Source organism: Caballeronia sp. A2-2 (genome assembly GCF_057612605.2).
Genome location: NZ_CM173618.1, coordinates 123155 through 149186, shown reverse-complemented (window position 1 = coordinate 149186; position 26032 = coordinate 123155). Strand labels below are relative to the sequence as shown.

At 60.0% G+C, this 26032-nt stretch carries 25 protein-coding genes and 1 tRNA gene; 15 read left to right on the top strand and 11 right to left on the bottom strand.

The window, feature by feature from the left end; all coding sequences use genetic code 11:
- Window positions 1-64: 64 nt before the first annotated feature.
- Window positions 65-141 (bottom strand) — tRNA-Val (locus tag ACZCWR_RS24305).
- Between the two features lie 193 nt (window positions 142-334).
- Here ACZCWR_RS24305 and ACZCWR_RS24300 point away from each other — a divergent pair.
- The 4 genes from ACZCWR_RS24300 (at window position 335) to ACZCWR_RS24285 (ending at window position 3478) form a co-directional block, all read left to right on the top strand.
- On the top strand, window positions 335-733 hold the full coding sequence (locus ACZCWR_RS24300; RefSeq protein ID WP_487305600.1) for a VOC family protein: 399 nt from the start codon (window positions 335-337) through the stop codon (window positions 731-733).
- Window positions 734-792: 59 nt separating this feature from the next.
- Window positions 793-1425: a tat (twin-arginine translocation) pathway signal sequence gene (locus ACZCWR_RS24295; RefSeq protein ID WP_487305599.1), complete on the top strand. Its 633-nt coding sequence runs from the start codon at window positions 793-795 to the stop codon at window positions 1423-1425.
- Window positions 1426-1457: 32 nt separating this feature from the next.
- Complete coding sequence (locus ACZCWR_RS24290) at window positions 1458-3041, top strand: GMC family oxidoreductase (RefSeq protein WP_487305598.1); 1584 nt, start codon at window positions 1458-1460, stop codon at window positions 3039-3041.
- 104 nt (window positions 3042-3145) lie between these two features.
- On the top strand, window positions 3146-3478 hold the full coding sequence (locus tag ACZCWR_RS24285; RefSeq protein ID WP_487305597.1) for a ribbon-helix-helix domain-containing protein: 333 nt from the start codon (window positions 3146-3148) through the stop codon (window positions 3476-3478).
- Window positions 3479-3717: 239 nt separating this feature from the next.
- Here the strand turns inward: ACZCWR_RS24285 and ACZCWR_RS24280 are convergent, their stop codons facing one another.
- Entirely contained in the window at window positions 3718-4422 is a 705-nt protein-coding gene (locus tag ACZCWR_RS24280; protein WP_487305596.1) for an FRG domain-containing protein, read from the bottom strand.
- Window positions 4423-4993: 571 nt separating this feature from the next.
- On the opposite strand from ACZCWR_RS24280, the gene ACZCWR_RS24275 reads away from it, so the two are divergent.
- Genes ACZCWR_RS24275 through ACZCWR_RS24265 form a run of 3 tightly spaced genes read left to right on the top strand, consistent with a single transcriptional unit; the run spans window position 4994 to window position 9278 of the window.
- Entirely contained in the window at window positions 4994-5653 is a 660-nt protein-coding gene (locus ACZCWR_RS24275; RefSeq protein WP_487305595.1) for an ABC transporter ATP-binding protein, read from the top strand.
- On the top strand, window positions 5650-8199 hold the full coding sequence (locus ACZCWR_RS24270) for an FtsX-like permease family protein (protein ID WP_487305594.1): 2550 nt from the start codon (window positions 5650-5652) through the stop codon (window positions 8197-8199). The genes ACZCWR_RS24275 and ACZCWR_RS24270 overlap by 4 nt, the downstream gene beginning before the upstream one ends.
- Window positions 8199-9278 (top strand): lipocalin-like domain-containing protein, encoded by a 1080-nt coding sequence (locus ACZCWR_RS24265; RefSeq protein WP_487305593.1) that lies wholly within the window; start codon window positions 8199-8201, stop codon window positions 9276-9278. Before ACZCWR_RS24270 ends, ACZCWR_RS24265 begins: the two co-directional genes overlap by 1 nt.
- Window positions 9279-9281: 3 nt before the next feature.
- Here the strand turns inward: ACZCWR_RS24265 and ACZCWR_RS24260 are convergent, their stop codons facing one another.
- Complete coding sequence (locus tag ACZCWR_RS24260) at window positions 9282-10184, bottom strand: DMT family transporter (protein WP_487305592.1); 903 nt, start codon at window positions 10182-10184, stop codon at window positions 9282-9284.
- On the opposite strand from ACZCWR_RS24260, the gene ACZCWR_RS24255 reads away from it, so the two are divergent.
- Both ACZCWR_RS24255 and ACZCWR_RS24250 read left to right on the top strand, forming a co-directional pair.
- Window positions 10183-10542, top strand: a complete 360-nt coding sequence (locus ACZCWR_RS24255; protein WP_487305591.1) for a hypothetical protein — start codon at window positions 10183-10185, stop codon at window positions 10540-10542. The genes ACZCWR_RS24260 and ACZCWR_RS24255 overlap by 2 nt on opposite strands.
- Before the next feature lie 66 nt (window positions 10543-10608).
- Window positions 10609-10815, top strand: a complete 207-nt coding sequence (locus tag ACZCWR_RS24250; protein WP_487305590.1) for a hypothetical protein — start codon at window positions 10609-10611, stop codon at window positions 10813-10815.
- Here ACZCWR_RS24250 and ACZCWR_RS24245 read toward each other — a convergent pair.
- Window positions 10793-12181 carry a glycoside hydrolase family 28 protein gene (locus ACZCWR_RS24245; RefSeq protein ID WP_487305589.1) on the bottom strand — a complete coding sequence of 463 codons (1389 nt, stop codon included), beginning with the start codon at window positions 12179-12181 and terminating at the stop codon, window positions 10793-10795. The two genes, ACZCWR_RS24250 and ACZCWR_RS24245, sit on opposite strands and share 23 nt — an antisense overlap.
- Before the next feature lie 270 nt (window positions 12182-12451).
- Between ACZCWR_RS24245 and ACZCWR_RS24240 the strand changes: the two genes are divergently transcribed.
- Window positions 12452-12793 carry a hypothetical protein gene (locus ACZCWR_RS24240; protein ID WP_487305588.1) on the top strand — a complete coding sequence of 114 codons (342 nt, stop codon included), beginning with the start codon at window positions 12452-12454 and terminating at the stop codon, window positions 12791-12793.
- 122 nt (window positions 12794-12915) lie between these two features.
- On the opposite strand, the gene ACZCWR_RS24235 is transcribed toward ACZCWR_RS24240, so the two are convergent.
- Window positions 12916-13551, bottom strand: coding sequence for a TetR family transcriptional regulator (locus ACZCWR_RS24235; protein ID WP_487305587.1), 636 nt, complete (start codon window positions 13549-13551; stop codon window positions 12916-12918).
- 188 nt (window positions 13552-13739) lie between these two features.
- Between ACZCWR_RS24235 and ACZCWR_RS24230 the strand changes: the two genes are divergently transcribed.
- Window positions 13740-14849 (top strand): porin, encoded by a 1110-nt coding sequence (locus ACZCWR_RS24230; RefSeq protein WP_487306133.1) that lies wholly within the window; start codon window positions 13740-13742, stop codon window positions 14847-14849.
- A 16-nt stretch (window positions 14850-14865) separates the two neighbouring features.
- Here ACZCWR_RS24230 and ACZCWR_RS24225 read toward each other — a convergent pair whose 3' ends face one another.
- The gene (locus ACZCWR_RS24225) at window positions 14866-15615 is read right to left on the bottom strand and encodes an SDR family oxidoreductase (protein WP_487305586.1); all 750 of its coding nucleotides are present in this window, start codon (window positions 15613-15615) and stop codon (window positions 14866-14868) included.
- 112 nt (window positions 15616-15727) lie between these two features.
- Between ACZCWR_RS24225 and pdxR the strand changes: the two genes are divergently transcribed.
- Complete coding sequence (gene pdxR, locus ACZCWR_RS24220; RefSeq protein WP_487305585.1) at window positions 15728-17191, top strand: MocR-like pyridoxine biosynthesis transcription factor PdxR; 1464 nt, start codon at window positions 15728-15730, stop codon at window positions 17189-17191.
- On the opposite strand, the gene ACZCWR_RS24215 is transcribed toward pdxR, so the two are convergent.
- On the bottom strand, window positions 17188-17796 hold the full coding sequence (locus ACZCWR_RS24215; RefSeq protein ID WP_487305584.1) for an FMN-dependent NADH-azoreductase: 609 nt from the start codon (window positions 17794-17796) through the stop codon (window positions 17188-17190). The two genes, pdxR and ACZCWR_RS24215, sit on opposite strands and share 4 nt — an antisense overlap.
- Window positions 17793-18251 carry a GNAT family N-acetyltransferase gene (locus tag ACZCWR_RS24210; protein WP_487305583.1) on the bottom strand — a complete coding sequence of 153 codons (459 nt, stop codon included), beginning with the start codon at window positions 18249-18251 and terminating at the stop codon, window positions 17793-17795. The genes ACZCWR_RS24215 and ACZCWR_RS24210 overlap by 4 nt, the downstream gene beginning before the upstream one ends.
- Before the next feature lie 131 nt (window positions 18252-18382).
- Between ACZCWR_RS24210 and ACZCWR_RS24205 the strand changes: the two genes are divergently transcribed.
- Window positions 18383-18577: a hypothetical protein gene (locus ACZCWR_RS24205; protein WP_488876513.1), complete on the top strand. Its 195-nt coding sequence runs from the start codon at window positions 18383-18385 to the stop codon at window positions 18575-18577.
- A 5-nt stretch (window positions 18578-18582) separates the two neighbouring features.
- Window positions 18583-18879, top strand: coding sequence for an MOSC domain-containing protein (locus tag ACZCWR_RS24200; protein ID WP_488876512.1), 297 nt, complete (start codon window positions 18583-18585; stop codon window positions 18877-18879).
- Between the two features lie 933 nt (window positions 18880-19812).
- Here the strand turns inward: ACZCWR_RS24200 and ACZCWR_RS24195 are convergent.
- Window positions 19813-21162 carry an MFS transporter gene (locus tag ACZCWR_RS24195; RefSeq protein WP_487305582.1) on the bottom strand — a complete coding sequence of 450 codons (1350 nt, stop codon included), beginning with the start codon at window positions 21160-21162 and terminating at the stop codon, window positions 19813-19815.
- A 117-nt stretch (window positions 21163-21279) separates the two neighbouring features.
- The gene (gene kdgD / locus ACZCWR_RS24190; protein ID WP_487305581.1) at window positions 21280-22197 is read right to left on the bottom strand and encodes a 5-dehydro-4-deoxyglucarate dehydratase; all 918 of its coding nucleotides are present in this window, start codon (window positions 22195-22197) and stop codon (window positions 21280-21282) included.
- 202 nt (window positions 22198-22399) lie between these two features.
- Here kdgD and garD point away from each other — a divergent pair, with 202 nt between their 5' ends.
- Complete coding sequence (garD, locus tag ACZCWR_RS24185) at window positions 22400-23992, top strand: galactarate dehydratase (RefSeq protein ID WP_487305580.1); 1593 nt, start codon at window positions 22400-22402, stop codon at window positions 23990-23992.
- Window positions 23993-24847: 855 nt separating this feature from the next.
- Here garD and ACZCWR_RS24180 read toward each other — a convergent pair.
- The gene (locus ACZCWR_RS24180) at window positions 24848-25966 is read right to left on the bottom strand and encodes an MBL fold metallo-hydrolase (protein ID WP_487305579.1); all 1119 of its coding nucleotides are present in this window, start codon (window positions 25964-25966) and stop codon (window positions 24848-24850) included.
- Between the last annotated feature and the right edge of the window lie 66 nt (window positions 25967-26032).

Here is a 26032-nt window from a genome sequence, read left to right as displayed (position 1 = left end):
GCCGCGTGTTGCGAAACACGCGGCGCTTTGCTTTGATGCGGCTGAACGACGACTTCGAATGCGTTGGTAGGCTCGATTGGATTCGAACCAACGACCCCCACCATGTCAAGGTGGTGCTCTAACCAACTGAGCTACGAGCCTAAGAGGCGCGAATTATAGAGAGCGGTTCCGCAAAGCACAACCCCACGCGTGAATTTTCTTGAGGCGGCTGCACGAGCGAGAACGGGTAGGGGATTTCACCATCTCTAGGGCAAGTCCCGATCCGCATTTAACCGGCCATTACCCGGCCGCAACGCGCCTCCCTAAACTCGGTTTCGAAAGGAGGGACGCCCCCATGTCGAAACTGATTCACACGATGATCCGCGTCAAGGATCTGGACAGCTCGCTGCGTTTCTATCAGGACGCGTTGCAACTGGGCGTGGCGCATCGGCTGGATTTTCCGGACTTCACGCTCGCTTATCTGCGCAATGACGAAACCCACGCGGAACTCGAACTGACCTGGAACAAGGGCCGCGCCGAGCCCTACACGCATGGCGACGGTTACGGGCATATCGCGGTGAGCGTGCCGGATGCGAAGGCCGAGCGCGAGCGTTTGATCGAACTGGGTCTGAAGCCGCTCGACCTGAAGGAATTCAAGGGCGACGACGGCCAGTTAATCGCGCGTTTCTTCTTCATTCTGGACCCCGACGGATACAAGATCGAAGTGCTCGAACGTCACGGACATTACGAGTAAAACTGAAGCATCGAAACGTACATAAATAAGAAGTTGCGGCACCCCACAAGGAGAGAGACATGCGAGACACGATCATTCCGATCGTCGCGTCGAAGCACGCGCACGATCCAGAGCACCATCATGCCGATGAAGCGCCGCCGCGCATCGCGCTCACGCGGCGCGAGTTTCTGCGCGGCTCCGGCGTGTTGTTCGGCACGCTGGCCTTCGGCTCCGTTTTCGCGACGCTCGCGCCCAGCCGCACGTGGGCGCTGGAAATGCAGGGGTTGGACACGCATCAGGGCGAAGTGCTGCTGGCGTTCACGCGTCAGGTCTTTCCGCATGCGACGCTCGATAACGCCGTCTACGCACTCGCCGTCAAGGATCTCGATGCGAAGGCCAAGGCCAATCCCGCGGTGCATCAACAACTCGCCGATGGCGTGAGCAAGCTCGATGCAACCGCGGGCTCCGACTGGAGCAAACGCGCGCCCGATGCGCAAGCGGCAGACGTCGCCGCGCTCGCCGGCACGCCGTTCTTCGAGACCGTGCGCAGCACCGCCGTGGTGTCGCTCTACAGCAATGCGATGGCCTACACGCACTTCGGTTATGGCGCGGGGCAAGGTGACGGCGGTTATCTCTATCAGGGCTTCAACAATCTCTCGTGGTTGCCCGATCCGCCCGCCATCGACAGTGGCCCGATTCCGAAAGACAGCTAAAACCAGACACCCTCGGATATCGGAGACAGGACATGTACACAGAGAACAAGGTGCAGTTCAAGCATGGCGACGATCATGTGGTCGTCGTCATCGGGTCGGGCGCGGGCGGCGGGACGCTGGCGAACGAACTGGCGCAGAAGGGCATCGACGTGGTGGTGCTCGAAGCGGGCGCCATGCACACGCAAGGCGATTTTTCGACGGAAGAGTGGAACGCGTTCCAGCAGCTTTCGTGGCTCGACAAGCGCACGACTTCGGGTTCATGGCGCGTGGCGAAGGACTTCCCCAATCTGCCTGCGTGGATCTGCAAGACAGTGGGCGGCACGACGGTTCACTGGGCGGGCGCGAGCCTGCGCATTCGGCCCTACGAATTCAAGGCGAAAACGACGTACGGCGAGATCGCGGATGCCAACCTGCTCGACTGGCCGATCACGCGCGCGGACCTCGACCCGTACTACGGCCGCGCAGAAAAGAAGATGGGCGTGACGCGCACCAACGGCTTGCCGGGGCTGCCGGGCAACAACAACTTCAAGGTCATGTCGGCGGGTGCGACAAAGGTCGGCTATAAGGAATGCAACACCGGCCACATGGCGATCAACAGCACCGTGCGCGATGACCGCACGCATTGCTTCCAGCGCGGCTTCTGTTTTCAGGGCTGCCGCATGGGCGCGAAGTGGTCCACGCTCTACACCGAGATTCCGCATGCGCAGATGACCGGGCATATGGAATTGCGTCCGCAATCGCATGTCGTGAAGATCGAACACGATGCGCGCGGCAAGGTCACCGGCGTGGTTTATTACGATGCGAAGGGCGTCATTCAGCGCCAGAAAGCGCGCGTGGTCGCGGTGGCGGGCAATTCGATCGAAACGCCGCGTTTGCTGCTCAATTCGCAGTCGAGCAAGTTCCCGGATGGGCTTGCCAATGGGTCGGGGCAAGTGGGCCGCAATTATATGAGGCATACCACGGGTTCGGTCTATGGCGTGTTCAACGACAAGGTGGAGATGTTCAAGGGCACGACGATGGCGGGCATCATCGAAGACGAGGCGGTGTTCGATCCCAAGCGCGGTTTCGCGGGCGGCTATCACATGGAGACGATCTCGCTCGGTCTGCCGTTCTATGCCGCGTTCCTCGATCCGGGCGCATGGGGGCCGAGCTTCACGGCGGCGCTGGATCAGTATCCGTACACGGCGGGGATGTGGATCGTCGGTGAGGACATGCCGCGCGAGAGCAACCGCATCACGTTGAATAACGACGTGAAGGATCAGTACGGCATACCGGTTGCGAACGTTCATTTCGACGATCATCCGAACGATGAAGCCATGCGCTCGCATGCCTTCAAACAAGGTAGCGCGGTGTACGAAGCGGCGGGCGCGAAGGGGACGTATATCGTGCCGCCGTATCCGTCGACGCATAACTTGGGCACGGCGCGCATGAGCGCCAAAGCGGATGATGGCGTGGTCAATGCGCATGGACAAACGCATGAGGTGTCGAACTTGTTTGTTTCGGATGGGAGTCAGTTCACTACGGGCGCGGCGGAGAATCCGACGTTGACTATCGTCACGCTGGCGATTCGGCAGGCGGATTTCATTGCTCAGCAAATGAATGCGCGAAGGGTTTGAATGGATTGTGTAATGTGGCTTGCGGGAGTAGGTTTTTGTGTTTAGCGCGATGCCCGGGCTTGGGTTGGCCGGGCGGCGCGGTTCCTTGAATCGGGAGGTTTCGTATGTGCGGTGTTTATATCAATGCGGACCCGATCCTTTATGAATCGCGCACGCGCTCGCTGCGTATTCATGGGGTGATTACCACGGTCAGGCTGGAAAATTTGTTCTGGGATGTGCTGCAGGAAATTGCGGAACGGGAGAGTCTCACGACGAGTCAGTTTGCGGTGAAGCTTTATGATGAATTGATTGCGTTGAGGGGGGAGATGCCTACTAATTTTGCTTCGTTTTTGAGGGTGTGTTGTTTGAGGTATTTGGCGGTGGGGGAGGGGAAGGGGAGTTTGGTTGAGGCTGGGGGTGGTGGGGAGGGGAAGTTGAGGGTTTTGAAGGTGGGGTGAGGCGGGTGTGTGTGGCTTCGCTGCGGCGGCCGATTGGGCCGAGCCGACGTTCGACTGGGCCGCTTCGAACGCATGCAACATGGCAGTTTGCTTACAGTCGCGCGCCGAGCGGCGGGATGACCGTTCGGGCATGTGTCACCATAAAGTTTCGACCCGAAGCGGTCCTTGCCAGTTTCCCAATGTGGCTCTTAAGTTCAGCGTCGACGCTCACCGACATGGTCAGGAACGGATGCCGGTTCCTACCTTCTTAAATCGTACTTAATCCATCGTAGCCATGCCGCCAGGCCATCGAAATCCGGGAACAGTGACTTTCTATTGATTCCGATAAGATTTAGTCCGTGCTGAATCATGGAGCAATATTTCCGCGGGATTATCACCCTCGCCACGATATTGTCGTTCATCGGTTCGGTAGGATCAGGATGAATAGTGAATAAACCGCTCTGAGCCCGTATCCTAGGCGTCACGTGACGCGGCAAATAGGCAACAATTGTTTGCCAACTCAAGGGATCGCTATTCTGTTCTTCTAAAGTGGTCAGAAATCTCACGTCGGCATCCAGCACATAGACAACCGCATCATTTGATCCATGAGCCTCTACCGCGAAGAAAAGCGCAACGGCTGCACTGTAGCTCCAATCAAGAAGCCGTGTCGGCAATCCATGATGTTGTGCGATTGCAAGCCATTCCCAGTAATTATCCGGTTCATAGCCAAGGCCTTCTTTAGCTTCTCTATAGAATATGCGAAATGCGTTCGTTTCTCCCTCGATTAACTCGTTTTTTGTTTTGCCATGGTTCTGAAAGTCAGATAGATATCTTCCAACCGTTGGTGTGAGCTTATAGTCAACGACATTCGACATACCTCTATACATGTAACCGTAACGAAAGTTGGACTGAATATAGTCCACATATTCCCCAAGACTGTTTACGGTCCATTCTTTCATTTTCATAAGCAATGCCAAGCTATATTAATTTCCGTTGCATAAAGACCGCCTGCGATCAGAGCGTCATTCATTGACTTGTGCGCCCTTTCGCTTCGATGCACGACTTGATTTTTACCTGCGATGAGGACGTTCATAACGGCCTTCATTCCCGAGATCCGAGTCTTGAAACGATCCGCGTCAATCTCGATCAACCAACACTTTGCGTCATCAACGATGAGCGCTAGAGTAACTGGATATCATATTACTATTTCCATAGACAAAGGAATTGAATTTCGATCTTTGTCCGATGGCCGATAACCTATCGGTCCATGCCATTCGCGTATTACTCAACGCGTCGTAAAGCTGATACAGCGAAACCCTATGAAATGTCTGTAGGCAATCAAGCAAAGCGAAAGAAGATCCAAGCCTTCTAGCTAGGAAAAACATATGTAATCTTCGAACAAGGCATCGTTAAAAGCCGTCTTTGCCTGCCCGACATTTTCTCCTCCTTGCCTCTCCCACAACCTCCCCACCCTCATTCCCCCACCATCCCCACTCTTGAGCGAAAATACGCAAGCCTCCATCCCGCCCGTCCGCCATGCCCCCCGCCCTCCAAACCCACCACCTCCACAAAACCTACGGCCCTCACCGCACCATCCTCTCAAGCCTCGACCTAACCCTGAGCTCCTCAGAATTCATCGCCATAATGGGCGACTCCGGCGTCGGCAAATCCACGCTCCTCAACCTGATTGCCGGTCTAGACACACCCGACAGCGGCGACGTCCAAATCGACGGCATCTCCATCAGCACACTTTCCGACGATGCCGCCACCCGCCTGCGTCGACAAAAGCTCGGCTTCGTCTTCCAAGCGTTCCACGTCCTCCCGCACCTGACGCTCGCGCAGAACGTAGCCGTCCCACTGCTCCTGAACGGCCTCGACCCAAAACCAGCCGAAGCCATGCTAACCGCAGTAGGACTAAGAGGACGCGGCAACGATCTCCCGCGCCAACTCTCCGGCGGCGAACTACAACGCGTCGCTATTGCACGCGCATTGGTCCATCGCCCGCGCCTGATTCTCGCCGACGAACCCACCGGCAACCTCGACCCGCAAACCGCCCACGAAGTGCTCGAACTGCTGCGGGCCGAAATGAAATCGAGCGGTGCCGCCGCCGTGATGGTCACGCACTCGGAAGCCGCCGCTGCCTTCGCGGACCGCGTGTTGATCCTCGCCGACGGCACACTGCACCCCGCACGATGACCCGTCCCACAACCACGCTCACCCGCTGGCTCCTGAGCGCCCAATGGCGCAGCCAACGCGGCCGCGCGCTCGTCGCCATGCTGACCATCGCGCTTGGCGTCGGACTCGGCTATGCCGTGCAGCTCATCAACGGCGCGGCATTCGGCGAATTCTCCGCAGCCGCACGCAGTCTCTCCGGCCAGGCCGATCTGCAAGTACGCGGCGCGCAACCCTTCATCGATGAATCCCTCTACCCGCAACTCGCATCGCGCCCGGAAGTTGCATCGGCAAGTCCGGTGCTCGAATTCGATGCCGCCGTGCCGAACCGCACCGCCGCGCTCAAGGTGCTCGGCATCGACGTATTCCGCGCGAAACGTATCGCGCCGGATCTGACCGGTGTGCCCTCGTCAGACGCGCCGCTCGATGTGCTCGATACCGACGCCATCTTCCTTTCGACTGCCGCTATGCAATGGCTCGGCGCGCGCAACGGCGCATCCGTCACGCTGCAAAGCGGCACGTCGCCGGTACGGCTGCGAGTCGCGGGCGGCATCGCGCGGGCGTTGCCGGGACAGCGCATCGCGGTGATGGACATCGCTGCCGCGCAGACGCACTTCGGCATGACCGGCAAGCTGTCGCGCGTCGATCTGCAACTGGCGCGCGGCGTCGATCGCGAAGCGTTCCGGCGCACGTTGCAGGATGCGCTCGGCGCGCGCTTCGTCGTCACCGAGACGCGCGATGTCGAAAGCCGCACGGACCGTCTCTCGCGCGCGTATCGCATCAACATGAACGTGCTGGCGCTGGTCGCGTTGTTTACCGGTGCGTTTCTCGTGTTCTCGACGCAAGCCGCTGCCGTCGTGCGACGCCGCGCGCAGTTCGCCATGCTGCGCGTGCTCGGCATGACGCGCGCATCGCTCGTGCGGCAGATCATGCTCGAAGGCGCGTTGCTCGGCGTGACGGGCGGCGTGCTCGGCATCGCGCTCGGGTTCGGTGTGGCGGCGCTCGCGTTGCGATTCTTCGGCAGCGATCTCGGTGGCGGATATTTTCCCGGCGTGCGTCCGCATGTGGGTTTCGAGCCTTGGGCAAGCGCGATTTTCCTCACGCTCGGAATCAGCGTGGCGCTGGCTGGCACGCTTGCGCCCGCGCTCGAAGCGGCCCGCACGCGGCCCGCGCCTGCGCTTAAAGCCGGTAGCGAGGAAGCCGCGCTCACGCCGTTATCTACACCGTGGCCCGCGCTCGCGTGCCTCGCATTGGGCGCGTTGCTCACGCAAGCACCACCTGTTTTCGATGCCCCCATCGCCGGATATGTGGCCGTCGCGTTGCTGTTGATCGGCGGCATCGCGCTGATGCCGCGCATGACGGCGCTCGTGTTCCGCGCGGCCAGCGCACGGCGTCCGGCGCGCACCACACGTCCGCGTCACGCGATGACCACGCTCGCGCTCGCGCGTCTGGCCAACGCACCGGGACAGGCATCCATCGCGATGGGCGGCGTGCTGTCGAGCTTCACGCTGATCGTCGCGATGGCGATCATGGTCGCGAGCTTTCGCGTGTCTGTCGTGGACTGGCTCGAACATCTGCTATCCGCCGATTTATACGTGCGCATGGCTTCGAGCGGCGACACGGGCGGGCTGTCGTTGCCACAACAGGCGCAAATGTCGAACGCGCCGGGCGTGGCGCATGCGGCGTTTCTGCGCGCATCGCCGTTATCGCTCGATGCCGCGAAGCCAGCCATCACGCTCATCGCGCGCGAACTCGATGCGAACGATCCCGGCGCGACCCTGCAAATGACAGGCGCGGCGTTGCCGCCGTCATCGTGGAATGCGAACGAAACGCCCGTGTGGGCATCGGAAGCGATGGTGGATCTCTATGGCTATCGCTTAGGACAGCGCGTGAGTTTGCCGGTGGGCGGCGCGGGAGAACGCTTCGTCGTCGCGGGCATCTGGCGTGACTATGTGCGGCAGACCGGCGCGTTGCAGATACGCGCATCGGATTATCGTCGTCTGACCGGCGACACGAGCGCGACCGATGCCGCCATCACGCTGCGCGCGGGCGCATCTCCGGCGCAAGTCATCGACGCACTCAAGGCGCTTCCTTTCGGCCAGGCGCTCGAATTCTCGCAGCCGGGCGATATCCGCGCGCGCACGCTGACCATCTTCGATCGCAGTTTCGCCGTGACGTATCTTCTGGAAGCGGTGGCGATCGTCATCGGTCTGTTCGGCGTGGCCGCGACGTTCTCGACGCAAACACTCGCGCGCTCGCGTGAATTCGGCATGCTGCGGCACGTCGGCGTGACGCGCGGGCAGATTCTCACCTTGCTCGCATGCGAGGGCGGCTTGCTCACGCTCGTCGGCATCGCGATGGGTTGCGTGCTCGGCTTCGCGATCAGTCTGATCCTCGTGTTCGTCGTCAATCCGCAGTCGTTTCACTGGACCATGTCGCTGCATATTCCGTGGACGATGATCGGCATCATCGGCTGCGTGATGCTGCTTTCGTCTTGCGCGACGGCAGTGCTGGCGGGACGTCGCGCGGTGTCCATTGATGCAGTGCGCGCAGTGAAGGAGGATTGGTGATGCGTGTACTCGCCTGTATTTTTGCGCTGATCGCTTCGACAGCATTCGCCGATGAAAACGCGACGTTCGCGCCCGTCGTGCCTGGCCACGCAATCGCATGGCCGCAGGATAGCGGCGCGCATCCGGCGTATCGCACGGAATGGTGGTACGCCACGGGTTGGCTCGAAACGCCGGAACATCAACCGCTCGGGTTTCAGATCACGTTCTTTCGTTCGAACACGGGCAAGGACGGTACCCATGCAAGCGCGTTCGATCCATCGCAACTGGTCATCGCGCATGCGGCGTTGAGCGATCCCGCGTATGGCCGGCTCGTGCACGATCAGAACATCGCGCGGCAAGGTTTCGGCCTCGCGTATGCAAAGACCGGCAATACCGATGTCAAGCTCGACACATGGCGCATGACGCGTCTGCAAGACGGCCGCTATTCCATCGATGCTGATGCATCTGGCTTCGCGCTGCATCTCGTCTTCAAGCCGACTCAACCGCCGATGATTCAGGGCGATGCAGGCTATTCGCGCAAGGGTCCGCTGCCGCAGCAAGCGAGCTACTACTACAGCGAGCCTCAACTGAGCGTGAGCGGCCGTGTGACGCGTCCGGGCGCGAAGGCGGCGCGTGTCGAAGTGAAGGGCACGGCATGGCTCGATCACGAATGGTCGAGCACGCTGTTGTCTCCCGATGCCGTCGGTTGGGACTGGCTCGGCGCGAATCTCGACGATGGCTCCGCGCTGATGGCCTTCAAGGTCCGCGCACGCGATGGCCACGCCGTCTGGGCCCACGCCGCCCTGCGCGATGCTCAAGGCCACACCACGCAATACGGCCCCGCCGATGTCGATTTCACGCCGACGCGGCAATGGCGTTCGCCGCGAACGGGCACACGCTATCCCGTCGCCATGACCGTGCGCGTCGGCACGATGCATTGGTCGCTTGCACCGCTCATCGACGATCAGGAACTCGATTCGCGCGATTCGACCGGCGCGTTGTATTGGGAAGGCGCGGAGCGCATGAGCGGCAGCAGCAACGGCCGCGCGTATCTCGAACTCACGGGCTATTCGAACAACGTGGAGATGGAGAAACGCTAAGGTTCACGCCATCGGACCATCTTCGAGCTTTCGTTGCCACGCGACCGCAACCGCGCTTCCCACGATCAGCGCGATGCCCGCCATCGACAGCGCGGCGATGGTCTCGCCCCACAGCACATACGCAAACAGCGCCGCCCACGCAATGCTCGTGTAATTGAACGGTGCGAGCGCGCCCGCTTCGCCACGGCGGAATGCGATCGTCATGAGCAGTTGCGCGGCGGTCGCCATGCAGCCCATGGCCGCCATGATGCCGAGTGCCTCGAGCGTCGGCGTTTTCCAACTGAATGGCAGCGTGCAGGCGGTCAGCAGCGTGCCGACCGTGGTGAAGAACAGCACCGTGGTGCGCGAATCGTCGCTCTCGCGAATGCGCTTGATCTGCAGGATGGACAACGCGCCGCACATCGCGCAGGCGAGCAGCAGCAGCGGCCCGAACCACGCGGATTCGCCGCCGCCCGGCCGCACGACCAGCAACACGCCGATGAAGCCCACCACCGCCGCCCACGCGCCACGCCGCGAAAGCCGCTCCTTCAACACGAGCGGCGCGAGCACGACGACAATCAAGGTCTCCGAATAAGCAATCGCCACCGCCTCGCCGAGCGGAATATACGGCAGCCCCGCGAAGAAGAACGACGATGCGCCGACCAGCGTCACCGCGCGCAATGTCTGTCCCTTGAGATCGAGCGTGCGCACGCGATCGACGAACGAACGCCCGCCGCCGACGCACATCGCGATGGCGGGAATCAGGCCGAACAGCATGCGGAAGAAGGTGACTTCGTTGGGCGGATAGTGCAGCGAGACGGCTTTCGCGAGCGTATCGACGACGGCGAAGCAGAACATCGCCATGAGCATGATGCCGACGCTTTCGAGCGTGAGCGGAGTGGGACGCGCGGTGGCGGAGGAGGGCATGAAAGAGACGACGCGGATCACGGGAGTCCGAATGATCGCACGCCGTCGCGAAGGCTTGCCGCCTTCGAAGCGTTTCTCAGCAACCCGTAACCCGGTCGATGAACTCGAACGCTGCCGAAATCGAATAGCGAATCGCCTCTTCGACGCACGAAAACTCGCCGGGCAATCTTACCGAGCGTTGTCGGCCATCTACATCCTGAATGTGCGCCAACGCGGCAAACATTTCTCCGTGCGAAACGGCGGCGGGCGTGACCATCATGTCCCTGTAGCTGAAAACCATCGCGTTCTTACTCCTGCCGATGCTCGCGACGGTCATCCCGCCGCTGTTGTTCTTGGGGCTGGAAGGCACGCCAGATAAGCGTTTGGCGAGCTTCTTGCATCGGATTACGGCGCGATGTGTCGTTTCTTTAGGCTATTTTTTCATATGGCTGTCATGCACTTTCCGGCGCGTTTCGATTATTTCGTGTTGCTTCGGATGAATGTTGCGGTTGCTACATACTCGTTACTAGTTGTTACTCACACCGATTTAGAAGCGCTCGACGCCGAACAAAAAAACGTTGCAGCGATGGAAGGGCGGCTGGCGGCGCCAGCCGCCCCTTTTTTCGGGGTCAACGTCCCGGAAACGGCGTGAACGCCATGCTGCAATCCACCGGTCCGATATCTTGCGATTGAGTTGCACGCGTCACCGTCACGCCATTACTCGATGCAAACGGCAGCGACGTTCCACCCGCGCCGATAGCGACATTCGCATCCGCGACCGTGAACGCCAGCGGCGCAACATCCGCGATCACGTTATCGAGCGTGATGCCCAACGGATTGATGACAGGCGGACTCGGAAAGCCAACCGTGCCCGCTGACCATCCGCTGCCGCTCAGAACCGAACTCGACGAATTGAACCCCTGAAACGTATAGCTCGACGCATTCACGATCCGCACGCCACTCAACGCAATACCCTGAAAGTTCGGATAAAGGCCGCCGTTCGCCGTCGGGCTGTAATACGGCGAGAAGATCAGCGCTTGCGGCGCGCCATCCGGCGAGGCATCCGGCGTGCGAATGCACACGTTCGAATAGCGAATGTTCGAAATCAGCCCGCTGCGGCTCCAGTCCGACTTGATGCGCAGCCCGTTGTCCGCTCCATCGATGACGAGGTCATACACATTCACATTGCTCACGCTCGGCAGCACGCCGTTGACCGCGACGACATCTGGGTTCGGTGCACCGTTGTCCGTGCCCGCAGTCTCGCTGCCGATCGACATGCCGTGCCCGCTATAAAAATGGCTATGCGCGACGGTGATGTTGTACGTGCGCCCGTTCACGGTGCCGGTGCCGCCCTTGATCGCCATGTTGTCGTCGCCGGTGCGGATGGACGTGTACGCGATCAGCATGTTGCTGGCATCGCCCGCGAGGCGGCCGGGGTTGCCGGGATTGCTCGTGATGACGCCGGAACTGCCGGGATCGATGCCGTCCGTGTTCTTCGCCGTCGCCGGGCTGTAGGGCATGCCGAGGTAGTTGGTCATGGCTTCATAGGCGGCAGTCGGCGTGTAGATTTTCACGCTCCACGCCGTGAAGCCATCGATGCCGCTCGGCACCACATGAAACTTCGGCGCGTTCTGCAAGGTCACGCGGTACAGCGTGAAGTTGCGCCCGTTGCTGATCTGAACGAGGCGCGGATTGTTCTGCGCTTTGTTGAGCACCTTGTTCGCCATCCAGCCGATATCCCACCAGCTCATGGCGGTGCCGTCGGGGCGCATCAGCAGGTTCGGATCGTTGGCGACGCTGCTCTTGAGCGGACTGCCGCCGCGCCCGTCGATGACGCCATCGCCCATCACCGCACCGTAGCTGATCTTGCTCGCGTTGATGAGCGCGAGACAGCCGTTGTCGCTCGCGGTGATCGTGCCGCAAGTCGGCGTGCCCTTCGTCTTGTCGAACTGACGCGGATCGCGCGAGGCGAAAAGCGTCACGCCCTGATCGATCCATAACGTGACGCCGCTTTGCATCGTCAGCGCGCCGGCGAGGAATGCGTTTTCGCCGTTGGGGCCGGGGACAAGCCGTACCGCTTTGTTGGTCGCGAGGCTCGTGCTCGATGCGTTCTTGCAGGCATCGAGTTGTGCCTGAATGCGTGATGTGTCGGGCGCGGTGTTGATGGCATCGGCGCTGTCGGGAAGAAGGCCGTTTGCTTGCGCGGTCAGGCTTGCCGTGAGGGTCGCGCAAATTTGTGTGCTGGCGGCAGGGCAGGTTCGGGCGGGAGATTGGGATCGAAGGTCGTGGTGCCGACTTGGAAGCCGGGCGGCGGCGTGACGGCGGCGCTGCTTGCAGGCGTGGCATCCGAAGCAGGCGTGGCATCCGAAGCAGGCGTTGCGTCCGAAGCAGGCGTTGCGTCCGAAGCAGGCGTTGCGTCCGAAGCAGGCACGGCATCCGAAGCAGGTTTATCCGGCGTCACCGCCGACGCCCCGTTATCCGCCACCGCGCCGCTCGAAGCGCTTGCTGAATGCGGTGACGAAGAACCCCCGCACGCCGTCAACATCAAAACCAAAGAAACCGCCGCCAAAGCCCTCGCGCCGCGCTGCATGTCAATCGAATTTCGCATGTCCGAATACTCGCCTCGTTGAAGTGATGACGCGCGTCGGGCAGCGTTTCCCCGACGTCGTCGTACAACCGCGCGGCAATGTTAGCGATCCGAAGCAAGCATTCGATATCGGGTGACTCCCTTAAGAAAAAACTGAGGCGCTTTTTAACCGGCCGAAGGCAACAAAAACCGGTCAACGATATCCACGATCTGCTTGCGCTTGGCAGCAAAAAACGCCTCGCTGCTCATGTCGATATCGAACAGCGTGCCGAATGTATGCCTGTTGGCAATACAAAAGAACGCAAGACTGCTAATTGTCATGTGAACATCCTTGGCATTCACATCGGTGCGAAACACGCCTTGTGCGCGGCCACGCGTGAGAATCGAATCGAGCAAGCGGATGATGCCTTGGTTACGTTCGCGCATCACGCTGGATTTGGCGAGAAACGCGCCGCCTTCGATGTTCTCGCTCGTCACGAGCCGCACGAAGTTCGGATGGCTCACGTAATAATCGAACGTGAAAAGACAGATATCCGCGAGCGCCTTGCGCGGTGGCGTCGAGCTGTCAACGAGTGCTTCTTCTTCCTTGCGAATGCGCTGATAAGCCGCTTCCAAAGCAGCGATATACAGCTTTTCTTTCGAGTCGAAGTAATAGAAAACGAGCCGCTTGGTAAGACCGATGCGTCGTGCGATATCTTCCACGCGCGTGGATGCGTAACCGTTCAGGGCGAACTCATCGGCGGCGGCTTCGAGCAGCGCGTTCTTGGTACGCTCGGCGTCTCTAACTTTTTGTGTTGTCATCGAACGGAGAGTGCAGGTAATCGAACAAGAGGGCGATTGTATGCCGAACTCACCATCGATCGCGACCGCATGCATCAAGCGATCCGTGCGATTTGTGCAGGTTCTGCCGGATAGTGCTACGTTCCCGCCTACGGTTTCCCGGGCAAGGTCCGGAACCCCGACATGAGGAGGCAAAAAGAATGAAAGCCATGCATATTCGTCGATGCGCGGCGGCGAGTTTCGCCCTGTTCGCATGCGCCGGCGCGTGGGCGCAATCGACCGTCACGATGTATGGCCGCCTCGATGGCGGCATCGAATATCTGAATCACGTGGCCACGCCTCAAGGCGGCAACTCCACGCGATGGAGCGCCGAAGGCGGCGACTGGGGCACCAGCATGTGGGGCCTCAAGGGCAACGAAGATCTGGGCGGCGGCACTTTCGCCATCTTCGATCTGGAAACCGCGATCCAGATCATGAACGGCACCACGGGCGGCGGGCGCGAGTGGTCGCGCCGCGCGTATGTCGGGCTGACCTCGAAGGAGTGGGGGCAAATTCAGGCGGGCCGCAATCTCTTTATCGACAGCGACGGCGTGTGGGAATTCGATCCGTTCGTGCAGCAGGCGGTGTCGTCCGCATCGCTGGTGAGAGGGCGCAACTGGCAGCAGTCGAGCAATAACGTCGAGTATCACAGCCCGGTGTTTCATGGGCTTGACGTGCAAGGGCAATATGCGTTCGGCAATCAGCCCGGCTCGTTCAATTCGGGCGCGCAGGGCGAGTTCGGCCGCTCCGACGGCATCATGCTCACCTATCATTCGCCGATGCTCGATGTACGCGGTATCTACGATGAACTACGCTCGCAGGATGGCCGGCTTGACAACATCTTTCAGGCATCGCGCGAGTATTTCGTGGGCGCGAACGTGAAGGTGGACAAGTGGAAGGTGCAGGCCGCGTACACGCATTACGCCGCGCCGGATACGCCCGCAGGAATGGCGGATAGCGCCGATCACTACTGGCTCGGCGCGACCTATCAGGTGACCCCCGCGTGGGCCGTCACGGCGGCGGGCTTTTATATCCACGTAGGCGAAGGTTCGGGCGATGCCGCGCACGACCCGGCCAGCCACGCCACGCTCTACGCGCTCGGCACCACGTACAACTTCAGCAAGCGCACCTTCCTCTACAGCACGGTGGCTTACGTGCGCAACAGCGCGAACGGCACGTTCTCCGTGTTCGCGACGCCGCGCGACACCGAGCCGACCACCAGCCCGCTCGCGGGAGAATCGCAAACGGGCGCGTATGTCGGGTTGATGCACATCTTCTGATCGTTGGCGTCTTGGCTTACGCTTCGACGCTGTTCAGCCAAGCGTCGAGCGAGATGTGGCCGAGCCGTGCATCGCCGAGCGGCACGAGGGAATCTTTCTGCACGGTGCCGCCGAAGTAGGTGGCCTTTTCATCCGCGATCACTTCGCGCGTGTCGCCGCGCGCCTTCAGATACGCGCCGACGATCTCCGCCAGCGGCACACGCACCGGCCCGGCGATATCGACGATGCCGTTCAGCGGTTTTGCAAGCGCCACGTCCGTGACGATCTGCGCCACTTCATCGGCGGCGATCGGCTGAAACTGCCCGGTCGGAAGATGCGCGCGGCCATCGACCGTGCCGACATCCGCGATGGTGCCGAGGAATTCTAGGAACTGCGTCGCGCGCACGATGCTGTACGGCACGCCGGATTCCTCGATCAACTTCTCCTGCGCCACCTTGCCCCGGAAGTAGCCGTTGTCCGGCATGCGGTCCGTGCCGACGATCGACAACGCAATGTGATGCTTAACGTTCGCTTCGGCTTCGGCCTTCATGAGATTGGTCGTGGCGGTGCGGAAGAACGCCATCACGTCGTCCGGCACGAAGGAGGGCGGGTTCGTCACGTCGATCACGGCCTGCGCGCCTTTCAGCGCTTGACCGAGACCTTCACCCGTGACCGCATTCACGCCCTTGCTCGGCGATGCCGCCACCGCCTCGTGTCCCTTCTCGCGCAACAACGTGACGACCTTCGTTCCGATCAGACCCGTACCGCCGATGACGACGACTTTCATGATGCACCTCGTGTTGGTTGGTCAGTTGGTGATTCATTGTGTGAGAATCATGGCTTGGTGAGAAGGGACAAGAACTGCCGTTCGAACTAGGCCAAGATTCGGGAGGGGCGTCATGTCATCGCAGGGCAGTGGGTTGACCATCGACATAGACCGGCGGCACGCGCAGCCGGTTTATCAGCAGATTTGCGAGCGCTTCAAGAATGCCATCGCGGCGGGGCATCTCAGACCGGGCGATCGCGTGCCTGCGCTGCGCGGTCTTGCGACACAACTGAACCTCGCACGCGGCACGGTGCAAATGGCGTACGACATCCTCGTCGATGAAGGCTATTTGCAGATGCGCGGCGCGGCGGGCACGTTCGTGTCGTCATCGCTGCCGGGAACGCTTGCGGGCAAGAGCCGCGAACGAACGTTGTCCGGTCCTGCGCTGCCGCGCGCTTCGGCTGCGATGGATATCGACAACGATGCGAAGCCGCTACGTCCCGGCCTGCCCGCGCTCGATGCGTTTCCGCGCAAGGTGTGGAGCCGGATCGTGGCGCATCGGGCGCGCACGGTCGAAATCGCGGCGCTGACGTATCCCGATCCTGCGGGTTATGGGCCGCTGCGCGAACGTATCGCGACGTATGTGGGTTTGTCGCGCGGCGTGGAGTGCGCGCCGGAACAGGTGTTCATCACCAATGGCTATCGCGCCGCGCTCGAACTCATTTTGCGATGTCTCGCGCAACCGGGCGACAGCGCGTGGTTCGAGGAACCGGGCTATCTGCTCGCGCGCCGCTTTCTGGTCGAGGCGGGACTGAAGCTCGTGCCCGTTCCAGTCGATCACGAAGGACTGGATGCCGATGCCGGACAGGCGCTCGATGCGAACGCGCATTTCGCTATCGTCACGCCTTCGCATCAGAGTCCGCTGGGCGTTACGTTGTCGCTCGCGCGGCGCATGAAGCTGCTCGACTGGGCGCGGCAGAAGGGAAGCTGGATCATCGAGGACGATTACGACAGCGAGTTCCGCTATGTGGGCCGTCCCTTGCCCGCGCTCAAGAGTCTGGACCGCGACGACCGCGTGATTTATTGCGGCACCTTCAGCAAGGTGATGTTTCCAGGCCTGCGCTTGTCCTATGTCGTCGTGCCGGGGCGAGCCGTCGCGCGCTTCGATCAGTTGACGCGCGGCATGAACGCCGGGCCGCCGCATCTGTTGCAGGCGGCGGTGGCGGACTTCATCGCGCAGGGGCATTTTGCGCGGCATCTCAAGCGCATGCGTGCGTTGTACGCGGAGCGGCGCGCCTTGTTCGCGCGTGCGGTGCTCAAGGCATTCGGCAACAAGGCGAGCGTGGAATTGCCCGCGGGCGGCATGCATCTGGTCGTGTTGTTCAACGCCGATGCAAACGGCCCGGTGGATGATCTTGCGGTCGCCGCTCGTGCGAGAGAAATGGGCCTCGCGGTGATCGCGCTTTCTGCGTGGTATCTGCATGCAAGGACGAAACGTACCTTGCGCGGATGCGTGCTTGGATTTGCGAACGTACACGATCAGGCCGAAGCCACGCGGCTTGCGCGCATGCTTCGGCGGGCGTTTGATACTTCTTAAAGCGTCGTGAGGTTCTCGTCCGGTGCGAAGAGCGCATGGCGTTCGAGTTCGCGCCTTGCGTGGTCGAGTTCGCGCTTCACGATGTCATCGCCCATGACGAGGCCTTGCAGCAGCACGAAATGCACATCGCGGATGCCGATGGATTCCAGCGCGTACCTTAAATAAGGCGTCAGAAAATCCGGCTGACGCGCGTGCTCGCCGTGATGAACGCCGCCTGATCCGACGATCACGAAAGTGGGACGGTCGCGCATGACGCCGATCTTGCCTTCGGGCGTGGACTTGAATGTGCGATGAATCCGCAACACGTAATCGATCCACAGTTTGAGCGATGCGGGCACCGTGAAGTTGTGCATCGGCGTGTTGATGATGAGTGCTTCAGTGGTCTCGATCTCGTGGATCAGTTCTTCGGGGATATCGAACTGGCGTACGTCCGGTTCGCGTGATGTGATGGCGCGCGCGTAATCGGCGGAGATCGGCGGCAACGGATGCGCGGCCAGATCGCGTTCGATCACTTCCATTTGCGAAGCGCCGATCATTTGCTTCGCGAGCTTGTAGCCGTGACTTGCCGCGCTATGCGGGCTTGCGTTGATGAAGAGGGTTTTCATTGCGCGGCGTTCCCTTCGGACGATAACGTTTCGACGAAATGCATGCCCTTTGCGAGCAGCCCCTTGCGATAGTAGAAGCGCTGCGCCAGCGCCATGTGCAGGCCTGTATCGAGCACGAGATGCGCACAATGCGCTTCATGTGCGATGCGCCGCACGCCGTCGAGCAAGCGCGCGCCGATTCCGCTGCGTTGCAAATGTTCCGTCACGATCAGATCGTCGATGTAGACGAAGTCGCCGTAAAGCGTGTTCGTCTGGAAGCGGAAACCGGCAAGGCCGAGCATGGATTGGCCGTCGCACGCGGCTAAAAGACGATAGCCTTGCTCGCGCTGCTTTCGTACTTGCGCGCTGAATGCCTGCGCGCTTTCGAGATGCGGCCTCAGTTCCTTCATGATGTCGAATGCGAGCGTCCAGTCTTCCGGCGAATTTAGCAGCTGGAGTTCGATTGGTGGGTTCATGCGGATTCTCCTTTTCATGGCTGGCACGATACGGGAGGAATGGTCTAAGACATAGAGCCAAGACGCGTTGATTCGACTAGACCATTCTTGACACGCCAGCGCGTAATATATCGGCAAGCTAGAATCACTTCATGCCACTCAATCCCGCTTCCCCACTTTCCCGTCTGATGCTCGCGCCCGTGAACCCAGGCCGCGTCGTCTGGATCGGTGTTCGACACGCACGGCGCGCACCGCTTATCGAAGTGAATGACGTGATGGCATCGGACAAAGAAGGACTCGAAGGCGATCACTACAGCCGCAAGAACGGTAACCGTCAGTCACGCTGATTCAGTTGGAAAGCCTGCGCGCGATTGCAAGTCACCTCGGCCTAACGGAAGTATCTCCAGCCGATCTAAGGCGCAATATCGTCACCGAGGGCATTAATCTAAACGCATTGAAGGACCGTCGTTTTCGTATCGGCAATGCAGTGTTGGAAACGACCGGCGAATGTCATCCGTGTTCGCGCATGGAAGAAAGGTTCGGCGTCGGCGGCTATAACGCGGTGCGCGGATTTGGCGGTATTACGGCGCGTGTAGTGGAGGGTGGACGGATAGCACTCGCAGATTCCATCGAACCGTTGATCGTTTAAGATGGCCCGCTTAATTCAACTATGAAGTGGAGCGATTTCGTGATTCAGCCGGGCAATGACTTCAAGAACAATCTCGCGCAACTGCCGGGTATCGTTCTTTCGTGCAAAGGGCCGCTCTTGTTTGTGTCTTTATGGCAGTAGCCGCCTCCCCGGCGGGGGGGTAACTTTCTTTGCTGCTGCAAAGAAAGTCACCAAAGAAAGCAGCTTTTTACCCCATGCTCGCTGGCTGGAAAGGATTGGTCTGGATTAACCACTACAGTGGCCGCAATAGGACTTTCCACGCTTAACTTGCGCTTAGGAAACCTAGCGATTGCGCGCTCGAATACTCAACGCTCAGTGGACCGCAGTCATTCAATCGGCCATGCGCTACGCGCGCCGAGAACGTAAGAACGGAATCCCGCAGCCTTTAAGCGCCCAGCCACATCACACTTCCCCGCAAGATTGCTATTCGGCCCTACCTTGATTAGTGCTCCAACTGAAAATGACTTGCGTTGTGTGTGCGCTTTGCTCAGAAGCACTGACCAAGGTAGGGCCGAATAACAATATAGCGGGAATGTTTGAGGAAGCTGGGCGCTGATACGCTGCGGGATTCCGTTCTTACGTTCTCGGCGCGCGCAGCGCATGGCCGAATGAATGAATGCGGTCCACTAAGACTCAAGGATTCGAGCGCGAAATCGTTAGGTTGCCCACATGTTTAACGAACCGGGGGACATCCTATTGCGGCCACTGTATCGTTAATTCAGACCACCCTCTCCAGCCATCGTGCATGGTGTAAAAAGCTGCTTTCTTTGGTGACTTTCTTTGCAGCAGCAAAGAAAGTTACCCCCCCGCCGGGGAGGCGGCTACTGCAATAAAGACACAACCAACAGCAGCCCTTTGCACGACAAACCACCAACACATAACCCAACCCCAAGCATCGGCAAATACCCAGCTCTAAGCCCGCTTCAACTCCACACGTTTAATATCCTTCACAATCACCAAATAACTGAACACCGTAATCAGCGCATTCACCCCAACAAACGCCAACGCTCCATTGAACGAACCGCTCCGCGCCACCAGATAACCGATGACGATCGGCGTCACGATCCCCGCCGCATTGCCGAACATATTGAACAGCGACCCCGACAATCCAATGGCTTCACGTGGCGACGTATCCGCGACCACCGCCCATCCCAGCGACCCGATACCCTTGCCGAAAAACGCCAGCGACATGAGCGCGACCACGAGCCAGTCCGCATCCACGTAATTGCATCCGATGATGCACGACGACAGCAGCATGCCGCCCACGATCGGCACCTTGCGCGCCATCGTCAGCGAATGTCCGCGACGGATGAGCGAATCCGAGAACACGCCGCCGAGCACGCCGCCCGTGAAGCCGCAGATTGCGGGCAGCGAGGCGATGAGACCGGCCTGCAGAATCGTCATGTGACGCGCCTGCACGAGATAGATCGGAAACCACGTCAGGAAGAAATACGTCAGCACGTTGATGCAGAACTGCGCGAGATACACGCCCAGCAGCATGCGGTTTCCCAGCAATTGCCTGACCGCATCCCAGCCAAGCGGACTGCCTGCATTCGATGCCGCACCGCGTTTATGTCCGTGCGTGAGCCCGCCGCCTTCCTCGATATATTCAAGCTCCTGCCGGTTCACGCGCGGATGATCGGCCGGAAACTTCATCACCGAAAGCCACGTCATGGCGAGCAGCAACCCCGCCACGCCCATCACGATATAAACGTGATGCCAGCCGAACATGTGCGTCAACCACGCCATGAGCGGCGTGAACACGACTGCCGCGAAATACTGCGCCGCATTGAAAATGGCCGATGCCGTGCCGCGCTCCTGCGTCGGAAACCAGCTTGCGACGACCTTCGCATTGGCCGGAAACGCGGGCGCTTCCGCCGCGCCCATCATGAAGCGCAGCACGAACAACGCGGTGACGGCGGTGGCCGCGCTGCCGAGCAGACCGATCGTGCTTTGCAGCAGCGTGAAGAGCGACCACAAGAAGATGCTCGCCGCATACACGCGTCGCGCGCCGAAGCGGTCGAGCAGCCAGCCTGCGGGAATCTGCGAAAGTACGTACGCCCAACTAAATGCCGAGAAGATGTAACCCATGCGGATGGCGTCGAAACCGAATTCCGCGCGCATGGCCGTGCCGGTCACGGATAACGTCGCGCGGTCCGCATAGTTGAAGGTCGTGATCACGAAGATCAGCAACAGGATGACGTAGCGTACCTTCGTGCGCTTCGTGACGTCCGCTTGACTCGCGGCGTGGCTCGACGACATGAAACTTCCCCTTGTTCCCGTGGTGCATCCCAAAATTCGGATGCAAAAAGGGCCGCCTGAAAATCCCCTCTCAAGCGGCCCTGGTCATGCGAGGCAATACGCTCCTACGCTTAAGGCTTACTGCGAGCCGAGCTTCTTGATGAGCGCGTCCAACTGGCCGAGTTCTTCTTCGGTCAGATCGGTGAGCGGCGCGCGCACCGGACCTGCGTCATGTCCAACGAGCTTCGCGCCCGCTTTCACGATGCTCACCGCGTAACCTGCACGGCGATTGCGGATCTTCAGATACGGCAAGAAGAATTCATCGATGAGAAGGCCCGTGGTCGCGTGGTCGTCGGCGGCAATGGCGCGGTAGAAGTCCATCGCCGTCTTCGGAATGAAGTTGAACACGGCCGACGAATACACCGGCACGCCGAGCGCCTTGTAGGCGGCGGCATAGACTTCCGCAGTCGGCAGGCCGCCGAGATAGGAGAAGCGGTCGCCCAGACGGCGGCGGATCGTCACCATGTTTTCGATTTCACCGACGCCGTCCTTGAAGCCGATCAGGTTCGGGCAGGAATCCGCGAGTTGCTCCAGCATGTCGGCGTTGAGCTTCGAATTCGCGCGGTTATAGATGATGACGCCCATCTTCGGCACGGCGCGGCAGACTTCTTCCGCGTGACGCGCGATGCCTTCCTGCGACGCTTCGGTCAGGTAATGCGGCATCAACAGGACGCCTTGCGCGCCTTGCTTTTCCGCTTCCTGCGCGAACGCGATGGCCGTGCGCGTCGGGCCGCCCGCGCCGGCGAGAATCGGCACCTTGCCCCGGCAGACTTCGGTGGCCGTCTTCACGATCTGCGAATATTCAGGTTGCGTGAGCGAGAAGAATTCGCCCGTGCCGCCCGCGACGAACAGCGCCGTAGCGCCGTAAGGCGCCAGCCATTCGAGGCGCTGCGCGTAGGTGTCCGCGCGGAAGTTGCCTTGCGCGTCGAAGTCGGTGACCGGGAAGGAAAGCAGGCCTTCGGAAACGATTTGCTTGAGTTCTTGCGGTGTTGTCATGGTGTTTGTCTCGGTGAGGGCGGCCGGAGGTTGCAGCGCTTATAGGTCATCGTACAACATGAGTTTTCGATTCACAATAGATTTGACGCCTTGTAGAGAACTTAGCGGGTAAACACTGACCCATCTATATTGCCTATGTTGTAGGATGACATAACTCTAAAACGCAGCCTGTGTTGTGGCATTCGCCCCAAGGATCATCAGAATGAATCAAGCCCCGCTCTATATTCGCGTCCATCCGGACGACAACGTGGCCATCGTCGTGAACGACGGCGGTCTGGGCGAAGGCGCGACCTTCGCGGACGGTCTCGTGCTGCGCGAACGCGTGCCGCAAGGTCACAAGGTCGCGCTGAAGGATCTGGCAGAGGGCGAGGCCGTCATTCGCTATAACGTGACGATCGGATATGCCAACAAGCCGTTGCCGAAGGGAAGCTGGATCAACGAGCATGTGCTGCGCATGCCGACGCCGCCCGAGTTGCATGACTTGCCGATTGCCACGATCAAGGCGCCGGACGAATCGCCGCTCGATGGCTTCACGTTCGAGGGTTATCGCAACGCGGACGGTTCGGTCGGCTCGCGCAATATTCTGGCGATCACGACCACCGTGCAGTGCGTCGCCGATGTCGTGCAGCATGCGGTCACGCGCATCAAGGCGGAATTGCTGCCGCGCTTTCCCAATGTCGATGATGTCGTGAGCCTTGGGCATACGTATGGCTGCGGCGTCGCCATCGATGCGCCGGACGCGATGGTGCCTATTCGCACGGTGCGCAATATTGCGCTGAATCCGAACTTCGGCGGCGAGGTGATGATGGTGAGTCTCGGCTGCGAGAAGCTCCAGCCGGAGCGCCTGATGCCGCCGGGGACCATTCCGATTGCGGCCGCTGCCGCGCAGACTGAAGACGTCGCGGATATTGGCGATCTGGCCAGCGATGAGAACGGTGGCGCGGTCGTGTTGCAGGACGAAGCGCATGTCGGGTTTGGCTCGATGATCGAATCCATCATGCGGATGGCGGAGACGCATCTCAAGCGCTTGAATAATCGTCGGCGTGAGACTTGTCCGGCTTCCGACCTTGTAATTGGCGTGCAGTGCGGTGGCAGTGATGCGTTTTCCGGGCTTACTGCGAATCCGGCTGTGGGGTTTGCTACTGATTTGCTCGTGCGTGCCGGCGCGACTGTGATGTTCTCCGAAGTTACGGAAGTGCGCGATGGTGTTGCGCAACTTACCGCGCGCGCTGCTAACGGTGAGGTCGCGGCGGCGATCATCCGCGAGATGGCCTGGTATGACGACTATTTGAAGCGCGGTGGCGCGGATCGGAGCGCCAATACTACGCCGGGGAATAAGAAGGGCGGGCTTTCGAATATCGTCGAAAAGGCGATGGGGTCGATCGTTAAGTCGGGGTCTTCTACTATTTCGGGTGTGTTGTCGCCGGGGGAGAAGGTCAAGCAGAAGGGTTTGATTTATGCCGCAACGCCTGCGAGTGATTTTATTTGCGGGACTTTGCAGTTGGCGGCGGGGATTAATTTGCACGTGTTCACCACCGGGCGTGGGACGCCTTATAGCCTTGCCGAAGTGCCGGTGATTAAGGTCGCTACGCGGTCGGATTTGGCGCGGCGGTGGCATGATCTTATGGATGTCAATGCGGGTGTTATTGCTACTGGTGAGGCTTCTATTGCTGATGTGGGTTGGGAGCTTTTTCGGCTGATGCTCGATGTGGCTAGTGGGAGGAAGGAGACTAAAGCTGAAGCGCTTAAGTTGGCTAATGCGTTGGTTTTGTTTAATCCAGCGCCGGTGACCTAAGGGTTTTTGTCGTGAAAGGGGCTTCTCTTGGTTGTGTGTTTATTGCAGTAGCCGCCTCCCCGGCGGGGGGGTAACTTTCTTTGCTGCTGCAGAGAAAGTCACCAAAGAAAGCAGCTTTTTACCCCTCCGCACGCTGGCTGGAAAGTGTGGTCTGAATTAACTTCGCAGTGGCCGCGATAGGACTTTCCACGCATAACAAGTCGCTTAGGCAACCTGGCGATTGCGCGCTTGAGTAGTCAACGCCAAGCGGACCGCACTCATTCATTCGGCCATGCGCTGCGCGCGCCGAGAGAGTAAGAACGGAATCCCGCAGCGTATAAGTGCCCAGCCACCTCACACGACATCGCACCCGCCCCATTGGGCCCTACGTTGGTTAGGGATCCGACTAAAGAACGCGCGTTAGCGTGACCCACTTGCCGAAAACAGGGTTATGACTTTGGCTTGTGTTGCCATGCGCTTTTGCCGGAAGCACTGATTAAGGTAGGGCCGAATAGCAATATAGCGGGGAGGTATGAGATGGCTGGGCGCTGATACGCTGCGGGATTCCGTTCTTAAGTTCTCGGCGCGCGTAGCGCATGGCCGAAAGAATGAATGCGGTCCACGAACGCTTAAGTATTCGAGCGCGTTATCGCCAGGTTGCCTATGCGCGTTGCCAACCGAGGGAAGCCCTATTGCGGCCACTGCATCCGTTAATCCAGACCAACCCTCTCCAGCCATCGAGCATGGGGTAAAAAGCTGCTTTCTTTGGTGACTTTCTTTGCAGCAGCAAAGAAAGTTACCCCCCCGCCGGGGAGGCGGCTACTGAATAAAAAGCACAAACACCAGCAGCCCCTTGCACGACAGACAGTAAAACACTCACTCACTCACACCACGACAAACCCTCCACCACGAACCCCGCACCGGCAATGCCACTTCCTGCGAAACATCCCGCCACCACCGCTCCCCACGATGCGGCGCCTCAAGATCCAGCCTCTCCCCCATACGTGGCGTAGAAAGCGCCACCCCCCGCACAAGCGCAAGACCGCTCACACGTTCAAAAGGCTCCTCCCACCGATGCATCGCCAGATCGAACGTACCGTTGTGAATAGGCACAAGCCAGCGTCCACGCAAATCGATATGCGCCTGCACGGTTTCTTCGGGCTGCATATGAACATAAGGCCATTGCGAATCGTAAGCGCCGGTTTCGATCAGCGTGACATCGAACGGACCGAGCCGCTCGCCAATAGCGCGAAAGCCATCGAAGTAACCGCCATCGCCGCTGAAGAACACGCGCAGATCGTCATCCACGATCACCCACGATGCCCACAGCGTGCTGTTGCCGTCAAAAAGACTACGCCCGGAAAAATGCTGCGCAGGCGTGGCCGTGAACGCGACACCATTCACTTCGACGTTCTGCCACCAGTCGAGTTGACGCACCCTCGCCGCATCGATGCCCCATTCGATCAGACGATCGCCCACGCCGAGCGGCGCAAGAAACATCTGCGTGGTGGACGCGAGCGCGAGCACGGTATCGCGATCCAGATGATCGTAATGATCGTGCGAAAGCAGCACGCCACGCAGCGGCGGCAAATCTTCGAGCGCGATAGGCGGCGCATGAAAGCGCTTCGGCCCCACGCGCCTGAACGGCGATGCGCGCTCGCCGAACACCGGATCGATCAGCCAAAATTCGCCGCGCAATTTGAGCAGCAAACTGGAATGGCCAAGCCGATAAAGACTGCGGTCCGGCGCATGATCGAGTTGCACACGCGTGATGGTCTGAACAGCGGGCGCATGCACCGGCACCGTGCCGCGCGGCTTTTTGAAAATCATGTTCCACATGATGCGCAGCGTCTTGCCCATGCCCTCGGCCGGACGCGGCTTTACATTGCGAAAGCGCTGTCCATCATGCTGCGACGACATGCCCGAGAGCGTGCGTGAGCGTCGTGCTGCCGTGAAGCCGAGCATGCGGCTCATGGTTTCGAAAGGCGAGTTCATAGGTCTGCTTTCCATCGGAATGTGAAAGTACACCGTGGAGTGTAGTTTATTTTCGAGAAAGAAGTA

What these genes read in the sequence shown, in the direction of transcription:
- ACZCWR_RS24210 (WP_487305583.1), bottom strand. Translation starts at nt 18,251, where the DNA reads ATGAACCCACCAATCGAACTCCAGCTGCTAAATTCGCCGGAAGACTGG.
- ACZCWR_RS24205 (WP_488876513.1), top strand. Translation starts at nt 18,383, where the DNA reads ATGCCACTCAATCCCGCTTCCCCACTTTCCCGTCTGATGCTCGCGCCC.
- ACZCWR_RS24195 (WP_487305582.1), bottom strand. Translation starts at nt 21,162, where the DNA reads ATGTCGTCGAGCCACGCCGCGAGTCAAGCGGACGTCACGAAGCGCACG.
- ACZCWR_RS24300 (WP_487305600.1), top strand. Translation starts at nt 335, where the DNA reads ATGTCGAAACTGATTCACACGATGATCCGCGTCAAGGATCTGGACAGC.
- ACZCWR_RS24280 (WP_487305596.1), bottom strand. Translation starts at nt 4,422, where the DNA reads ATGAAAATGAAAGAATGGACCGTAAACAGTCTTGGGGAATATGTGGAC.
- ACZCWR_RS24250 (WP_487305590.1), top strand. Translation starts at nt 10,609, where the DNA reads ATGGCTGTCATGCACTTTCCGGCGCGTTTCGATTATTTCGTGTTGCTT.
- ACZCWR_RS24270 (WP_487305594.1), top strand. Translation starts at nt 5,650, where the DNA reads ATGACCCGTCCCACAACCACGCTCACCCGCTGGCTCCTGAGCGCCCAA.
- ACZCWR_RS24275 (WP_487305595.1), top strand. Translation starts at nt 4,994, where the DNA reads ATGCCCCCCGCCCTCCAAACCCACCACCTCCACAAAACCTACGGCCCT.
- ACZCWR_RS24295 (WP_487305599.1), top strand. Translation starts at nt 793, where the DNA reads ATGCGAGACACGATCATTCCGATCGTCGCGTCGAAGCACGCGCACGAT.
- ACZCWR_RS24265 (WP_487305593.1), top strand. Translation starts at nt 8,199, where the DNA reads ATGCGTGTACTCGCCTGTATTTTTGCGCTGATCGCTTCGACAGCATTC.
- pdxR (WP_487305585.1), top strand. Translation starts at nt 15,728, where the DNA reads ATGTCATCGCAGGGCAGTGGGTTGACCATCGACATAGACCGGCGGCAC.
- ACZCWR_RS24215 (WP_487305584.1), bottom strand. Translation starts at nt 17,796, where the DNA reads ATGAAAACCCTCTTCATCAACGCAAGCCCGCATAGCGCGGCAAGTCAC.
- ACZCWR_RS24290 (WP_487305598.1), top strand. Translation starts at nt 1,458, where the DNA reads ATGTACACAGAGAACAAGGTGCAGTTCAAGCATGGCGACGATCATGTG.
- ACZCWR_RS24235 (WP_487305587.1), bottom strand. Translation starts at nt 13,551, where the DNA reads ATGACAACACAAAAAGTTAGAGACGCCGAGCGTACCAAGAACGCGCTG.
- ACZCWR_RS24255 (WP_487305591.1), top strand. Translation starts at nt 10,183, where the DNA reads ATGAAAGAGACGACGCGGATCACGGGAGTCCGAATGATCGCACGCCGT.
- ACZCWR_RS24260 (WP_487305592.1), bottom strand. Translation starts at nt 10,184, where the DNA reads ATGCCCTCCTCCGCCACCGCGCGTCCCACTCCGCTCACGCTCGAAAGC.
- garD (WP_487305580.1), top strand. Translation starts at nt 22,400, where the DNA reads ATGAATCAAGCCCCGCTCTATATTCGCGTCCATCCGGACGACAACGTG.
- ACZCWR_RS24285 (WP_487305597.1), top strand. Translation starts at nt 3,146, where the DNA reads ATGTGCGGTGTTTATATCAATGCGGACCCGATCCTTTATGAATCGCGC.
- ACZCWR_RS24180 (WP_487305579.1), bottom strand. Translation starts at nt 25,966, where the DNA reads ATGAACTCGCCTTTCGAAACCATGAGCCGCATGCTCGGCTTCACGGCA.
- ACZCWR_RS24225 (WP_487305586.1), bottom strand. Translation starts at nt 15,615, where the DNA reads ATGAAAGTCGTCGTCATCGGCGGTACGGGTCTGATCGGAACGAAGGTC.
- kdgD (WP_487305581.1), bottom strand. Translation starts at nt 22,197, where the DNA reads ATGACAACACCGCAAGAACTCAAGCAAATCGTTTCCGAAGGCCTGCTT.
- ACZCWR_RS24230 (WP_487306133.1), top strand. Translation starts at nt 13,740, where the DNA reads ATGCATATTCGTCGATGCGCGGCGGCGAGTTTCGCCCTGTTCGCATGC.
- ACZCWR_RS24245 (WP_487305589.1), bottom strand. Translation starts at nt 12,181, where the DNA reads ATGCAAAGCGGCGTCACGTTATGGATCGATCAGGGCGTGACGCTTTTC.